Raw genomic sequence first — 13,758 nt, 5'->3', positions numbered from 1 at the left:
AATGCCTACAATTGAAATTTCATTGAAAGACTTCAATTCCGTGATGAAGAAAAATTTCAGCTTGAAGGAGTTGGGGGAAGCATTGCTTTACGTGAAAGGCGAAATTAATGCAGTGAGCGAAGACAAAGACAAAATTAAAGTAGATTTAAAGGACACCAACAGGCCTGATTTATGGAGCACAGAAGGGATTGCAAGGGAACTCAAGGCACAGTATGGAATAGAGAAAGGCCTTCCTTCGTATAACGTGAAGCCGTCCGGGAGAAAGGCTTTTGTTGATTCTGCTTTGGAAGGCATTAGGCCTAAAGCAGCTTATGCTATAGTAAAGGGAGTGAAGGTGAATGATTTCATGCTGGCCCAATTGATTCAGTTGCAGGAGAAAATCTGCGAGAGCTTCGGGAGGAAAAGGAAAGAGATTGCAATTGGAGTATTTGACTTGGATAAAGTGAAAGGCAACGTGAAATACTTTGCAGCTGAACCTTCTCTTGAATTCATTCCTTTGGGCTCCAATGAAAGAATGAGCTTGAGGGAAATCCTCTTGAAGCACCCGAAAGGAAAAGAGTTTGGGCACTTAATAGAGAACTTCGCCAAATTCCCTTTGCTTGTGGATTCAGGGAACGAAGTTCTTTCAATGCCCCCTATAATTAACTCTGAGGGCTCAGGAAAAGTGACAGAAGAAACAAGGAATCTGTTTGTTGATGTCACAGGCTTTAACCAAAAGCTGGTGGAAATTGCATTGAAGATAATGTGCTTGGCCTTGGCTGACAGGGGGGGCAAAATTGAATCAATCAAAATTGTTTATGAGGGAAAAAAACAAAAGATTGTCACTCCAAAATTCGGTGCAGAAAAGATTTCTTTTGCCCTAGGTGAAATAGAAAAAATTTTAGGGCAGGAATTCAAGGAGAAAGAAATCCTTTCATTGCTTGAAAAAAAGAGAATGAAAGGAAAAATAAAGGGGAAGAGCATTAAAGTTTTTTGCCCTGATTACAGGGCTGACATCCTGCATTCAATTGATGTAATTGAAGACATTGCAATTGCATTTGACTTCAATAAATTCATTCCAGAAAAAGTTCTTCTTCCAACAAGAGGCTCAGGGCTTTCAGAAAGCGGGAAGTTCGAGGCTTTAAGGGAATTATGCGTTGGGCTTGGAATGCAGGAGATTCTTTCATTCCATTTGACTTCAAGGGATATACAGGAACACAAAATGAATTTGAAAGAATTGAATTTCATTGAATTAAGCAATCCTGTATCCTCTTCTTTCAGCGTCTTCAGGCTGAGCCTGATTCCTGAGGCACTGAATTTTTTGGGCAGAAACAAGCACTGCCCTTTCCCGCAGAGAATCTTTGAATTGGGGAGGGCAGTTGAATTGAATGAAAAGACTGAGACCCGGGTAAAGGAGCCATTCAAATTGTGCCTTGCTTTCTCTCACTCCAAATCCAATTTCAATGAAATGAAGTCTGTGCTGGAAGCAATAGCAAAGAATCTTTCATTCAATTACGAGTTAAAGGAGGCAATTCACCCTTCATTAACTGAAGGCAGGGTAGCAGAAATCCTTGTAGAGAAAAAAATGAAGGGGCTCATTGGAGAAGTAAACCAGAAGACCCTGAACAACTTCGGCTTGGAAGCCAATACAACAGTAATGGAACTGGAGTTATAAAGAAAAATTAAGGCTCTGGAATCATTTCTTCTTTTGTTTCCCTGCTGAGAACTGATTCCTCTTTCAGGACTTTCTTTTGGATGAACTTCAGTTCCTTGTCTTTTCTTTCAAGCCTTGCAAGGGCGTAAAAGTATGCGTTGATTATTGCGTCCAAGTCAAGCCTTCTCTTGAAGCCCAGCCTTGCAATCTCCTCAAAATACAATTTCACTACCCTGAAAGCCATTTCCTCGTCAGGAACTCCTGGCGTTTTAGGGAACTCCATTATAATGTTTCTGAGCCTTGATTTCTCTTCTGCTGCAGCCTTGAATTTTTTTGCCGGCATCTCATACCTCCTCCTGAATTCAATGGATACCTATTAGGCCTTAATTAATATTTATTCTTTTTGCTTTAAACAAGGATTTCTTTAATCAATTCTTTTTTGATTGCGAGAGAAACTTCCCTGCTTTTGCCTCTCGTGGGCAGAGAAATCTTTTTTGTATCAATTATTTTCTTGTCCTCTAATTCGTTCACTATCTCCCTGAAGTGCCTTATGCTGATTTTTTTCTTTAAGGAGAATTCCCTTAGGAGAGAGCCTGAATTCATAGAGCCTTTCTCTGAAAGGATTTTAATTAAGAGAATTTCTTTTTCATCAAGGAAGGGAAGCACCTTCTTTCTTGAAATGCTTTCATCAATCAAATTCAATGCTTGCTTCAGGTGCCTTAATTCCACTCTTGCTGAATTCTCTTTTTCTGCAAGCCTTCCTGCCTTTAGAAGGCATTCAATTGCAATCCTTGCGTCCCCCCCCGTTTTTGCTGCCCTTGCGGCAGCAACATTTACTACATCCCTCTCAACCTTTTCTGGGAAGAAGGCATTCTGCACCCTGTCATTCAAGATGTCCTTCAATTGCTGGGGCGAATACTGGTCAAAGATTATTATGCGCTCGCATAAAGAGCTTTTCACTCTTGCATCCAGTTTTGATGTAAGCGAAAAATCATTTGAAATTATTATTAGGCCTAACCTTATTTTCTCGAATTCAATTATTCTGAGGAGGTCGTATAATAGCTTTGAGGCTTCGCCTTCTTGAATCAATTGGTCCAATTCATCCAATACTATTACAGGAGAGAATCCTGCTTTCTTTAATGCTGAAATCATTCTGGAGTAGATTTCGTCCACTGCAATCCCCCTCCTTGGAGTAGGCCAGCCAGCAAAGTTTGAGATTGCTGTTAGAATTGAAGTCCTTGAATTGAATTCAAAGCAGTTCACATACAAGGATTTTACTCTATCTGTAAATTCCTGCAGTTGCTGTAAAACGAATTTTGCTGTTACAGTCTTTCCTGTCCCAGATTTTCCTGCAAGGAAAAGGTTTGTAGGCTTCCTGCCCTGGCTCAAAGGCTTTAAAGCAAAGGCAATTTCCTCTATCTCTCTGTCCCTGTGAGGCAGCCTTTCCGGAATGCTTTCAGGATACAAAAACCTTTCATCCTTAAACAACTCGTGCACCAGGCTCTTGGAGAAAATGTTTTCCTTCATAGAATTTCTTGTGCTTGAAATAAATTTTAAAGTGAATGCCCTTAAAGCTCAAAGAAGTCTTTTATTAAGCCAAAATCATCCAGAACGAATTCGTAGGGGTCGTCGTTGATGTAGACCTTTGCCTTCCAGAGTTTTTCGCCTTCCCTTTTTAAATTTACTACTTCAATCTTGTTATTTCCTTTCAGGCCTTCATTTAATTGAACTATGAGGTTGTCCAGTATCTTCAGGTAGCTTATCTTGAATTCAGGGCTTTTCTTCAGCATTTCCTGTGTTTCCAATTGCTCCAATAATTTTGTGTCAATCTGCTTTACCTCGTGCAGTGGCTTCTGTTTTGAAAGCATTTCTTCTTCCATTGCCTTCTGCCTTCTCTTCATTTCCTCCTCAAACTTCTTCAGTTGAATTATTTTGGGTTCCATCACTTTCTCCAATGAAACCTTTTCTTTTTCTATTGGAATCTGCTCTTTTCTTTTTTCTTTTGCAGCCTTTTTCTTGATTATTGCTGAAACCTTTTCTATTCTATATTTCACTAAATCCCTTTCTTTTATTGTCTTAATTGGAAAGAATACTTTTGCCTGGCAGGAAATTTCATTGAATTCAGGGCTTATGTTTTCCAGGTAATTTCTTGTAGCCTTGGATGGAACCTCATTTTCTACTGCCAGCACGAAAAACCATGTCTTCCAGCACACAAGAAAGGAAGCAAAGATTATTTCGTACACAAGCACCCATAAAAGGAATAAAGCTGAAAGGAAGAGGTAATAATAAAATTCAGTTAATTGAATGCCCATTATCCCGAAAATAACGTATGCAGAAAGAAGGTAAAAGCACAGGAAAAGGATGTAGGAGGAAATCAATAACACAAAATTTACGAATAAAATCTTTCTTTTGTTCTGCTGGAATAATATGAGGCCATCCCTTGCTGTAGTATTCAATTCAATGTCCCTGTTAAGGAAAATGTACATCAGAATGTTTTCTGTCACGGAGTTCATTATGTTAGGGATAAATTCAACCACCTTTAGCTCTCTGGATATCTTTCTGGAGATAACTGAAATTTTTTTCTCGAAAGCCCTTAATTCTTTAATGTCCCCGATTTTTTCCTTTATGATGCTTGAACCTAAAGTCAACTGGGCTTTGAATGTAGGAACCTCTTTTCCCCTTATTATTTCTGCAAGAATTGCCACCTGCACGTTTTTGAGTGAATAAATGAATCTCCTCCTGAAGAAGTGCCAGTAATCCAAGAATACAATTAATGCTGCGATTGACGCTGCAGCCTTGAAAAAAAGGTTCTGGTTTAATGCAATGGCAAAAGAGAACACAAAAAATACTGCGAAAGCAAGAGCAGAGAAAAGAAAATAATATACAAGTCTGTACAACGTGAAAGGAAAAGTCTTTAAATTAAGCTTGAGCGCTTCAATGTAAATCAAGTGCATTTTGGGTCACTTAGGCTTTTGCCTAATTAATTTATTATTAATTTTTTTATTATTTTTATTATTATTAAAAGTATATTTAATTGTATTCACTGTTAAGGTTTTGCCTAAGCAAAATGAAAGCTTTTAAAAGGCTTTTCAATTATATATAACTGTGTCGTGTATGGTTGAAATCACCCTTTCCTCAAATGAATTCAAAGCGCTTTCTTCTGACACGAGAGTGCATATAATCAAGCTGTTAAAGCAAAGGAATCATACTTTAACAGAAATTTCAAGTAAATTGAATTTGGCTTCCCCTACAATAAAACAGCACTTGGACATTCTGGTTCAGTCCAATCTTGTTCAATTGAACGATGAAGGCAGGAAATGGAAGTATTATGCCCTCACGCGAAAGGGAAAAAATATCCTTGAGCCAAGCATGCAGACCAATGTTCTCATCCTTGTCGGAATTTCTTTTATTGCACTAATGTTTGTAACCTATTTATTTTCATTTACATTACAGCAGGGCTCTTTGGGCGCAGGAATGCGGGCGCAATCAAAAGATTACAGCGCAAAAATTACTGCACCCCAGACAGCAGCCCCTTCTGCAGGAGAAACTGCAGGAACAGCCGATTCTGAGACAAGCGAATTAGGCAGGCCTATTGCAGGAACTTATGGGATTACTATAATTCAATTAATTGCTTTCCTAGCATTAATAATTGCTTTATCTATGGCACTAGGCTTTTTTGCCGGGAAAATTAAAAAAAGAAACAGCAAGCCTTAACCTCATCATTGCCGTTATGAGTGGGTGTTAATGACATCAAAAGATAATATGGCAAAGAGGCGTGGTTTGCTGGAAGATGGAAGGCTGGAATGAAAGGAAAAGTAATGTAAAGATGGCAATTTTTTACGATTTGAAAGGCTCTTTACAAGACAAGATGTTTTACGGATATTTTAGCATTTGCTTATTTTGTATTTATCTTGTGCGTTTTATTATATTTTGCAAGCTTGTATTTACTTTATGAATAAATTTGGCTTAACTAAAGATGTTGTTTTCAAGGTAATACAGGAAACCTCACAGGCAATGAAAAAATTTAGGCAGGAATATCTTGACAAATATGGCGTTAATGTAAGCAATAAGCTGTTATCCGAATTACTGAGCAAGATTATGGAAGCAAAAGCTGAAGACATCTTTACAAAAGCCGTTGGTTATGAAATAAAGAAGGAAACCAAAGATAGTGAGCCAGATTTGTTTTTCACTAAAATAAAGACCCCACTTGAAATAAAAACCACCTCAACCTTAACTGCGTGGACTGGTGGAGAATTTAGCAAAAGACCTTTCGATTATTTGCTTGTTTCTTGGGGCGGAAATTTTGATGAGTTTTTTGTTGCTTTGGTGAAGCTCAAAAAGGCAGACTGGAAATCAAATTTTTCAAAAAATTTTTATGGCCCTTCCTATTCGGCTCAAAAGCTGTTCAAGAGAAAGGACAAAGAAGTGTTTTTGGGTTCTTTTGAGAAAACCAGTAGAGGCGCAATAAAAATAGTGCGTGAGAAAGTTTAACTTTGAGTTAAAGCGCTTGTTATTTTCAACAACTGTTTTTGTTCATTACTATTTTTTATAAATCTTTCAAGAGGAAACATTGTGTCCTTTAATCTGGATTCTATTATTTTACAATATTTTTTGTCTATTTCGCAACCTAAATAATCCCTATTCAGTTTTTTTGCCGCAACTGCCACTGTTCCAGAACCCATAAACGGGTCAAAAACAAGGTCTCCTTTATTGCTACTTGCCTTAACGAATATTTCAACTAATTTTTCAGGCAACTGACAAACGTGTTCAGTTTTTTCTTTTGAAACATTCTTAACCAAGTTAAACTGAAAAACATCATAAGGGACTTTGCCATTGCTTCCATTTTTGATTCTCTCCAAAATCCGCTTATCTGTTGGATTTCTATAGGGCTCTGCAATTTCCTTTTTGTTAAAAACAGCATTTTTGCTTTTTGTGTAAAAAAGAATACTGTGCTGTGAGCGGGTAAAATTTGTTGGGGACATTCCAGTATTTGTGGGGTAATGCCAAGTCATCCAACGCTTGAAAATAAGTTTTTCGTCAAGAAAAGGCATAAGATATGCATTGTTTTCAGGATAATTAAACAAGTAAAGGCTCCCTTTCTTTTTGAGCATTCTAATACATTCACCCAACCAATTTTTACACCATTCAACATACTCTATTTTTTTCATTCGGTCAACATAAGTATTGTATTTTTTTCCAATGTTAAAAGGCGGATCTGTCACTATCAAATCCACTGATTCGTCTGGAAATGCCTTCATTATTTCAAGACAATCCCCATTGTAGATTTTATTTCGTTCCATATTCCTTTAACACCTTTTTTCCAATTCTGGTTAACTGATAAAGCCTTCCACGTTTATCTTCCTCATTCAAGCATTCAACCAGCTTATTCTTTTTCAAATCACGCAAAAACATACTAACGTGATTAATCCTTACATCAATTCCTTTTGAAATTTCTTTTGGAGTGATTGTTTTATCTCCAATAAACTCCAATATTTTTTGGCGGTATTTTGAAGATTTTAGTAGCGAAATTGGTTTAATTAATTCTGAATCCATATATCTATAATTAAGTACAAAACTATAAATACTTAAATACATAGTAAGTATAAGATACACAAGTAATTTAAAGCTTTTCGGAGAGTAGATTTCCGGCGAATTTTTTTTCAGAAATCAGTAAAGAGGGTCTTAATTCTTGGTTGCGTCGTCATCACTAACTAAATTGGTTTTCACCTCATCATTGCCGTTATGAGTGGGTGTTAATGACATCAAAAAATGATACGGTAAAGAGGCTTGTTTTTCCGGCAAGATGAAGGAAGGAATGCAAGGAAGCATAACGTAAAGATGGCAAATTTTGGCGGTTTGAAAAACTCGTTACAAAATTAGTTAAAAATATTGTTTGTACCATTTTTCGTATTCTTTATGGTTTCCTACAAAGTAAAACCTGACTTCATTGGTTTCATCAAATACACGGTAAAGAATTCTGCATTGGCCAACTTCATCAACAAAGAATTTTGCTTTTTGGCCTAAATGTCTTTTCTTTGGAAATTCAAGAATTTTTTGAATTTTCTTTGCCACTCGTTCCTTGACTGTATTGTCCAAGTCGTTAAAGTATTTTGGCCAATCCTCATCATAAGTTGCTTTGTAAATAGCAATCACTTCAAATATTTTGCATAACTGCCTAGGGCCTCGTCAGCATTAAGCAATTTTCTTTTCCCTGATTTGATTTCTTCGTCTAATTTGTCAAGCTTTCGGTTCACCAATTCCACTTCGCTTAAATGGTGCTGCCCAAAGTCAACAATAGCCAGCCTTACAGCTTCGGATTGGGAATTAGCATAACCCTCTTTAACAAGGGTTTCAACAATTTCTTTGGTTCTGCCTCTTAAGATAACATTCATAAAATCACCTGTAAACATAAATGCTTAAATGATTTAAATATGTATCGTTTATGATTTAGTATAAATCATATTATTGAGTGAATAGATTTTAAAGTATTGTTGTGTATTACACTGTATAATATGGTTGGAGAAACTTTAACTGTTAAGCAGGCTTCGAAAATTCTGCAAGTTGACTCAAACACAATCTATCGCTGGGCTAGAGCCGGAAAAATTAGTGCTTCAAAAATTGGCAAAGAATGGCGCATCCTTAAGTCAGATTTGTCTAATTTTTTTGAGGAAAGCAAGAAAACTAACAAACCAAGTATCCAGTTTCTTGATGGGAAGAATGGATTGATTCAAGCCTATGAAAAATCCTTGAATTCCAGTGAAGAAATTCTTGCGTACAGCTCTTCAAGGGATATGTTTGAAACCTTGCCAGATTATATTCAGGATTACATTAATCGCAGAGTTGAAAAAGGCATTCCGATGCGTTCAATTATACCTCACACTCTTGAGGGTAGAAGGCACAGAGAACTGGCATTAAAAGAGCTTAGAGCTACAATACTGTTGCAATTAAAATTTGACTTCACCCCTGAAATTTATGTTTACGAAGACAATGTTATTGTGATGTCTCTGAAAAAAGGCGAAGAATCGGCGATAATTATTAGAGGGAAGGAAATTGCAGATGCGATGAAAAAAATTTTTGAGTTGGCTTGGGAAACGGCTGCAAAATATGACCGATGGGAAATACTTAGAGAAGGATTAATTACCGTGCCTTTGACAGGAAAAATGCTGCTGGAGAACATAAACTGCAAAAAAATTATTATTGAAAAAGAAATAACTGACAACAAGCTAGACGACCTTCTTCAGGAAGGCAAAATTAAGAAGCAAATTGGTTCAGAGCAATGGTTTAGGAATTTTGATAACTGGTATTCAACAACAGCTTATGCAAACCCCTACCAGACAGTTTACACTGAACTGAAAATCTTGAACCAGAATGAGAAAGAGCTTGCCAGAATTGTCAGCAATGCTGCACTTGTCTTTTATGGCATTGGAACCGGGGATACAGAAATGATTTTCGTGAAAAATTCTTTAAAGTTAAATAAAATCGTTGAAGTGTTTGCAATTGATGTTATTGATGTTTTTATTCATGGATTTATCCAAAGCCTGAAGAACATTAACTTGGATTACCCAAAATCAGAAATTATGTTCAAAGGGTACAATACATTATTTGAAAATACTGACAAAAAAATGTTTGATTTGAGAAATTTAAAAGCAGAACGAAAAGCCCATATTTGCGTTGGCAACACAGTAGGAAACTTTGAATCTGATAAAATATTTTCAATATTCAAAAACAATTCCTATACGGGGGATTTGCTTGTGCTTGGCCTTCAATTGAACGAGAAACCAGAAAGAATTCTTGCCAAATATTCTCAGAATTTAAGATTCAAGAGAATTGTTATTGATGCAGTTGCCAGAAGCTTTGGAAGGATAATCGATGAAACAGAACTTAACTGGAAATTCAATGAAAAAGAGTTCCAGATAGAAGTTTGGCTTGAAGATGTGCTTGTTTTTAGGTCAAAGAAATTTGAACTTAAGACGCTTGATGAGATAGCTGAAAAGCACTCCTTTACGAGAATAAAGGTTTTCTCAGACAATGGTTTTGCAGTAGTATTATACCAAAAGCAATAAAAGGTCTTAATCCCTCTTTATGTCGTCATCACTAACTAAAATTGGTTTTCACCTCATCATTGCCTGAAAAAACGTAGGCGATAACACCAATTAAAGATTTCGTTTTGTACTCTGAAAAGCCATACAATTTTAAACAATTATCCGTATACAACTTACTTACCGCAGGAGGAATTTTAACGAACACAGACAAAGAAGAACTGTTTAGGGTTTACGACTATATTTATGAAAAGGGCTTTGGTGGAATGCCTTGCTGCAAAAATTGTAATGGCTGTGAGAGAAAAAAGTATGTAATCCTTTATCAATGCGAGGACGAATATCTCGCGCAAAGGTGCGGAAAAGACATATTCAATAAAAGCATTGTTTTGGGCGGGGGATAAAGATTTGCGATTGCAATTTTGATATTGGGAAACAATGCGCGATTTACGAACATAGACCAGTCGATTGCAGGACATATCCTTTTGTCTTGAGAGAATTAGATGGTGGAGTCAGGCTTTATGTGGATGACTAGTGCCCCGCAGCAAAAAACATACTTCAAAATCAAAACCATATTAATGAAGCAATTATTATAGCAAAAAAAACTCGTAACTGCAATAAAAGACCCTGCATTTTGGAAGATTCTTTCTGCACTAAACAGCTACCCATAGGGTGAATCCATGAAAGCGAAAGAAATATGCGAAATTCCAGTCGAAATTGAGTAGACTGTACAATCAAAATGTGATAATTGAATACTTTAATATTTATCCAAATTTTATATTTAGCTTTTTCTCATTTTTTTTATCGTTTTGAGGCTTTGCAGGGTTAATTGCTGGAAATTCTACTTGAGTTCGTCGTTAGCCGAAGGAAAAAATTTTTATTTCTTTTCCTTTCCCTTTTAATTTGAGGGAGCTGGAATTGAACTCTAAAGGCTTATTCAGCTTTTTACTGGTAATAGCTTTTGCCTTCACTTATTTTGCCTTGATTGAAGGCCAACAGGAGTTCGAAGAAAAATTATGGGAAACAAAAACAGGATTGCTTGCAGCAGAAAAAGCCTCTTTTCTTAGGGCACTGCTTGAAGAGAATACTGATTTCCTCATAGAAAAAACAATAAAAGACGAAGTGAAAAAGAAGAACATTAATCCCCTTCTCCTCAAAGAAAAAATAAACCTGAATTTAAGCTCGTTTTACTCTGAAATAGAAGAAAATTATTCAGGCAATCCCGAAATAAAATTTAATTATGTTTCCCTGAATGAAAAATCCAATGTTCTTGTCGTAGGAATGGGAAAAGGGGTTTTCCTTGTGGATTACGGCTTTCACGGGGGAGTGCTGAAGGACTCAATGCCTTCAGCGCAAATTTCTTTCCCTGAGTTTGAATCCTTTTTTCAGATTCCAGTTGATTACTCAAAGAAAGTAATTGTGGGGCAGGTGCTTCCATGAAGAAAAGCAATGGCATTATTTCATTGGAGGCAATGCTCTCGCTTGCAGTGTTCTTAGGCCTTATTTCTGTAATGCTTTCAGCGCTCTCGATGCAAAGCCAAAAAGCTCTTAGCGCAAAAAACTTTTTTGAGGCAAAATCTTCTTCCCTGCGCTGCGCTGAATTGGTGAATTCTGTTTTCTCTAATTCAGGGGGAAAATTCAAGGTAAAGGAAAACTGTTTTGTTGAAGGGGGCGAAAGCAAGAGCATTGTAAAGGACAGGAATTCTGCTTCATTCATTATTGCGGAAAAGGTCTTAAACATTAAAGGAAAGGATTCAAGTGAAATAGAGGTGAAATTGAATGCGCACTATAAGTAGAAAGGGTTTTTTGTTTTCTTTGGATTTAAGCTTTGCTTTCCTTCTTGTTCTATTAATGGTTTTTGTGATGGTTTATTCATTGGAGGGGGAGGCGGATTATTTCAGGGAGAAATTAAAGGAAAAGGAACTGAACTCAAAGGCTATTGCGCTAATGGATTCCCTTGTTAAGAATGCTGATGAAAACAATTCTCTTTTAGGCTCTGCTCTTTATGATTCTGGGCTGAAAAGGGTTCAATCAAATGTAATGGATTATGGCTTACTGAAAAAAATTAGAAAAAACGAGAAACTAAATTTTGTTAATGGCATTTACTTGGAGTTCGGCGGGAAAAAAGAAAAAATCTTTTCTGAGGAAAGCTCAGGGAACTGCATTGCCTTGAGCCGTTTTGTTTTGGTTCAGGGGATTCTCGGAGAAAAAAAGGCAAAAATTATTGGGGTCTTCTGCAGTGAATGAAAAGGCAGCTTATTTTTCTCTTGAAGTGCTTTTGAGCTTTATTCTGCTCATTGGAATAATTGCATTTCCGGTTCACAGAAGCGAGGCAGGAACAGATGAATTGGTTTTGGTGCAGAAAGAGCATGATTTAATCAAGGTGTGGGTGAAGGAAAGAAACTTCAGCAAAGAAGAAATAGAAAAAGATTTCCTTCAAAATTTCCCTTCTAATGCGGGGTTGATTGAATTTGAGGGAAGAAAGATTTTTGTTAATTCAAAGCATTTGAATCTGAAGGGGCAGAAGGTTTCAGTGAAAGGCTTTTATTTGGATGACTCACTGAAAGTGCAGGAATTAAGGCTGACTGTATTCTATTGAAATAATATTGCTTGATTTTGAGACTGTTACAAGGGAGCCTTTTTTTAGGGTGAATTGGCTTTCCTGTATTTTCTGTTGGCCTTCAAATTTTTGCCCTAAAATTTTTGTTTTCCCTGATTCTTTATTTTCAATTTTTATTTGTATTCCTTCTTCGTTGACTGAAAGCCTCCATTCATTCAGGGGGTTTGCTGGAAGGCTTTTGCTTGAGCCGTCTTCAAGCAATTCCATTTCTTTTACTGCGCTTTTTATTTCGTGGGAGAGGGATTGGGCGTTTCTTGCGTCTAGGAAAAAGAGCGAGGAGTAATAAATTTTTGCTGCAATGGGGGTGAAGAGCGCAAGCAAGGCAAGGAAAGCACTGAGAACAATAAGGTATTCAATGCTTGCCTGCGCCGCCTTTTTTTGCTTCAAGGGCTTCACTTTATTTCAGCGATTTTCTTGAATATGTCGTCTGATTTGTCTTCCAGGGCTTGAGCGCCTTTTGCTCCTGTCTTCTGCAATTGCGTTACAAGAACTAGAGCAACAGCAACCACTGCAGCAAGCAGTATGATTAATTCAATGGAAATCTGTCCAACTCTCTCTTTGTGTAGCATGAGAGAATAACAGCACAAATAAATTTAAATAAATTTTCGTACGGGAATTGACGAAACTGAACTGAAGGAAAAATTGTTTTTTAATTGTTTTCTTTTAAAGAATTTTCTGGTGCTTTGATTGAATTCAATTGAATTAAGGGATCTTGTGGTTGCGTGGCTTGGGCTGGCTTTTGCTTTTGCTGTAGCCTTAGGCGGATTCAGCGCAATAGATTTGGCTGGAAAAGGTTTTAACCTTGCGGGCTTTGCTTTTGCTCTAATTGTTTCTTTGATTGTTGTTGGAACAGCCTTTGTGTTTCATGAATTAATGCATAGGTTTACTGCAAGGCATTTCAATTACCACGCTGAATTCAGGTTATGGCCTTTAGGGCTAATTTTTGCTGTTGCTTTATCCCTGCTTTTGGGTGTTGTTTTTGCTGCCCCTGGGGCTGTATATATCGGGGAAAGGAAATTCAAGGGAAGAAAGGTAACGCACGAAGAATCAAGGCAGGAGTTCTATGAGTTTGAGGACTTCAGCGAGCAGAAGGCCTGGAATGAATTGGGTCTCATATCTGTTGCTGGGCCTCTCACAAACATTGTTTTGGGTTTTGTTTTCCTTGGCGGGGCATTAGTTTTCGCGCAGAACTCAATTCTTTTCACGATCTCTGCAATGGGTTTCAGCATTAACATGTTTCTGGCTTTATTTAATTTGATTCCTTTTGGGCCGTTGGATGGAGCAAAGGTTTTCGTGTGGAACAAGGCAGTGTGGGCAATTCTTTTCATTCCGCTTCTTTTATGGTTTTTTGTTTTTTCGGGTTTTTGAATTAATTAGGGCAGGAAAATCCATTAGGTTTTTATTCTACTTTAAGTATTCTAAAAAGGCAGGGGGTTATTTTAGGGAAAGGCGAAAAAATATGTTATGAC

At 37.1% G+C, this 13,758-nt stretch carries 19 protein-coding genes; 10 read left to right on the top strand and 9 right to left on the bottom strand.

Annotated elements, in window-relative coordinates; translation table 11 throughout:
• Nucleotide 1: 1 nt before the first annotated feature.
• The gene (gene pheT, locus AB1467_00790) at nt 2-1,654 is read left to right on the top strand and encodes a phenylalanine--tRNA ligase subunit beta (GenBank protein MEW6294816.1); all 1,653 of its coding nucleotides are present in this window, start codon (nt 2-4) and stop codon (nt 1,652-1,654) included.
• Nucleotides 1,655-1,661: 7 nt separating this feature from the next.
• On the opposite strand, the gene AB1467_00785 is transcribed toward pheT, so the two are convergent.
• The 3 genes from AB1467_00785 to AB1467_00775 all read right to left on the bottom strand — a co-directional run bounded on the left by AB1467_00785 (nt 1,662) and on the right by AB1467_00775 (nt 4,587).
• Complete coding sequence (locus AB1467_00785) at nt 1,662-1,976, bottom strand: hypothetical protein (protein MEW6294815.1); 315 nt, start codon at nt 1,974-1,976, stop codon at nt 1,662-1,664.
• Nucleotides 1,977-2,041: 65 nt separating this feature from the next.
• Nucleotides 2,042-3,160, bottom strand: coding sequence for an AAA family ATPase (locus AB1467_00780; protein ID MEW6294814.1), 1,119 nt, complete (start codon nt 3,158-3,160; stop codon nt 2,042-2,044).
• 41 nt (nt 3,161-3,201) lie between these two features.
• Nucleotides 3,202-4,587: a hypothetical protein gene (locus AB1467_00775; protein ID MEW6294813.1), complete on the bottom strand. Its 1,386-nt coding sequence runs from the start codon at nt 4,585-4,587 to the stop codon at nt 3,202-3,204.
• Nucleotides 4,588-4,747: 160 nt separating this feature from the next.
• Between AB1467_00775 and AB1467_00770 the strand changes: the two genes are divergently transcribed.
• Both AB1467_00770 and AB1467_00765 read left to right on the top strand, forming a co-directional pair.
• Nucleotides 4,748-5,347, top strand: coding sequence for a winged helix-turn-helix domain-containing protein (locus AB1467_00770; protein MEW6294812.1), 600 nt, complete (start codon nt 4,748-4,750; stop codon nt 5,345-5,347).
• A 237-nt stretch (nt 5,348-5,584) separates the two neighbouring features.
• A complete protein-coding gene (locus AB1467_00765; GenBank protein MEW6294811.1) occupies nt 5,585-6,124 on the top strand; it encodes a hypothetical protein in 540 nt (179 codons plus the stop codon).
• On the opposite strand, the gene AB1467_00760 is transcribed toward AB1467_00765, so the two are convergent.
• The 4 genes from AB1467_00760 to AB1467_00745 form a co-directional block, all read right to left on the bottom strand.
• Nucleotides 6,121-6,891, bottom strand: coding sequence for a site-specific DNA-methyltransferase (locus tag AB1467_00760; protein MEW6294810.1), 771 nt, complete (start codon nt 6,889-6,891; stop codon nt 6,121-6,123). The two genes, AB1467_00765 and AB1467_00760, sit on opposite strands and share 4 nt — an antisense overlap.
• A 28-nt stretch (nt 6,892-6,919) precedes the next feature.
• Nucleotides 6,920-7,186, bottom strand: coding sequence for a winged helix-turn-helix domain-containing protein (locus AB1467_00755; protein ID MEW6294809.1), 267 nt, complete (start codon nt 7,184-7,186; stop codon nt 6,920-6,922).
• A 327-nt stretch (nt 7,187-7,513) separates the two neighbouring features.
• On the bottom strand, nt 7,514-7,786 hold the full coding sequence (locus AB1467_00750) for a hypothetical protein (GenBank protein MEW6294808.1): 273 nt from the start codon (nt 7,784-7,786) through the stop codon (nt 7,514-7,516).
• Entirely contained in the window at nt 7,783-8,025 is a 243-nt protein-coding gene (locus AB1467_00745; protein MEW6294807.1) for a hypothetical protein, read from the bottom strand. Before AB1467_00745 ends, AB1467_00750 begins: the two co-directional genes overlap by 4 nt.
• Nucleotides 8,026-8,145: 120 nt before the next feature.
• Here AB1467_00745 and AB1467_00740 point away from each other — a divergent pair, with 120 nt between their 5' ends.
• From AB1467_00740 to AB1467_00715, 6 genes are all read left to right on the top strand, one after another.
• On the top strand, nt 8,146-9,696 hold the full coding sequence (locus AB1467_00740) for an L-histidine N(alpha)-methyltransferase (protein MEW6294806.1): 1,551 nt from the start codon (nt 8,146-8,148) through the stop codon (nt 9,694-9,696).
• 104 nt (nt 9,697-9,800) lie between these two features.
• On the top strand, nt 9,801-10,073 hold the full coding sequence (locus AB1467_00735) for a hypothetical protein (GenBank protein ID MEW6294805.1): 273 nt from the start codon (nt 9,801-9,803) through the stop codon (nt 10,071-10,073).
• A 499-nt stretch (nt 10,074-10,572) separates the two neighbouring features.
• Nucleotides 10,573-11,109: a hypothetical protein gene (locus AB1467_00730; protein MEW6294804.1), complete on the top strand. Its 537-nt coding sequence runs from the start codon at nt 10,573-10,575 to the stop codon at nt 11,107-11,109.
• On the top strand, nt 11,106-11,465 hold the full coding sequence (locus AB1467_00725) for a hypothetical protein (GenBank protein ID MEW6294803.1): 360 nt from the start codon (nt 11,106-11,108) through the stop codon (nt 11,463-11,465). Before AB1467_00730 ends, AB1467_00725 begins: the two co-directional genes overlap by 4 nt.
• Complete coding sequence (locus AB1467_00720) at nt 11,449-11,916, top strand: hypothetical protein (GenBank protein MEW6294802.1); 468 nt, start codon at nt 11,449-11,451, stop codon at nt 11,914-11,916. The genes AB1467_00725 and AB1467_00720 overlap by 17 nt, the downstream gene beginning before the upstream one ends.
• On the top strand, nt 11,909-12,268 hold the full coding sequence (locus tag AB1467_00715) for a hypothetical protein (protein ID MEW6294801.1): 360 nt from the start codon (nt 11,909-11,911) through the stop codon (nt 12,266-12,268). Before AB1467_00720 ends, AB1467_00715 begins: the two co-directional genes overlap by 8 nt.
• On the opposite strand, the gene AB1467_00710 is transcribed toward AB1467_00715, so the two are convergent.
• Both AB1467_00710 and AB1467_00705 read right to left on the bottom strand, forming a co-directional pair.
• Nucleotides 12,245-12,676, bottom strand: a complete 432-nt coding sequence (locus AB1467_00710) for a hypothetical protein (GenBank protein MEW6294800.1) — start codon at nt 12,674-12,676, stop codon at nt 12,245-12,247. The two genes, AB1467_00715 and AB1467_00710, sit on opposite strands and share 24 nt — an antisense overlap.
• 5 nt (nt 12,677-12,681) lie before the next feature.
• On the bottom strand, nt 12,682-12,858 hold the full coding sequence (locus AB1467_00705; protein ID MEW6294799.1) for a hypothetical protein: 177 nt from the start codon (nt 12,856-12,858) through the stop codon (nt 12,682-12,684).
• Nucleotides 12,859-12,976: 118 nt separating this feature from the next.
• Here AB1467_00705 and AB1467_00700 point away from each other — a divergent pair, with 118 nt between their 5' ends.
• A complete protein-coding gene (locus tag AB1467_00700) occupies nt 12,977-13,657 on the top strand; it encodes a site-2 protease family protein (GenBank protein ID MEW6294798.1) in 681 nt (226 codons plus the stop codon).
• Nucleotides 13,658-13,758 lie beyond the last annotated feature (101 nt).

It is taken from the genome of Candidatus Diapherotrites archaeon (assembly GCA_040755695.1).
In the GTDB taxonomy this organism is placed as follows: Archaea; Iainarchaeota; Iainarchaeia; order Iainarchaeales; family 1-14-0-10-31-34; genus JBFMAK01.
This window is presented reverse-complemented; position numbering and strand designations above follow the sequence as displayed.

Bases quoted from the DNA above. Each gene is read 5' to 3' on its own strand.
- AB1467_00770 (MEW6294812.1), top strand. From the start codon at position 4,748: ATGGTTGAAATCACCCTTTCCTCAAATGAATTCAAAGCGCTTTCTTCT.
- AB1467_00760 (MEW6294810.1), bottom strand. From the start codon at position 6,891: ATGAAGGCATTTCCAGACGAATCAGTGGATTTGATAGTGACAGATCCG.
- AB1467_00755 (MEW6294809.1), bottom strand. From the start codon at position 7,186: ATGGATTCAGAATTAATTAAACCAATTTCGCTACTAAAATCTTCAAAA.
- AB1467_00785 (MEW6294815.1), bottom strand. From the start codon at position 1,976: ATGCCGGCAAAAAAATTCAAGGCTGCAGCAGAAGAGAAATCAAGGCTC.
- AB1467_00705 (MEW6294799.1), bottom strand. From the start codon at position 12,858: ATGCTACACAAAGAGAGAGTTGGACAGATTTCCATTGAATTAATCATA.
- AB1467_00765 (MEW6294811.1), top strand. From the start codon at position 5,585: ATGAATAAATTTGGCTTAACTAAAGATGTTGTTTTCAAGGTAATACAG.
- AB1467_00740 (MEW6294806.1), top strand. From the start codon at position 8,146: ATGGTTGGAGAAACTTTAACTGTTAAGCAGGCTTCGAAAATTCTGCAA.
- AB1467_00775 (MEW6294813.1), bottom strand. From the start codon at position 4,587: ATGCACTTGATTTACATTGAAGCGCTCAAGCTTAATTTAAAGACTTTT.
- AB1467_00780 (MEW6294814.1), bottom strand. From the start codon at position 3,160: ATGAAGGAAAACATTTTCTCCAAGAGCCTGGTGCACGAGTTGTTTAAG.
- AB1467_00720 (MEW6294802.1), top strand. From the start codon at position 11,449: ATGCGCACTATAAGTAGAAAGGGTTTTTTGTTTTCTTTGGATTTAAGC.
- AB1467_00745 (MEW6294807.1), bottom strand. From the start codon at position 8,025: ATGAATGTTATCTTAAGAGGCAGAACCAAAGAAATTGTTGAAACCCTT.
- AB1467_00725 (MEW6294803.1), top strand. From the start codon at position 11,106: ATGAAGAAAAGCAATGGCATTATTTCATTGGAGGCAATGCTCTCGCTT.
- pheT (MEW6294816.1), top strand. From the start codon at position 2: ATGCCTACAATTGAAATTTCATTGAAAGACTTCAATTCCGTGATGAAG.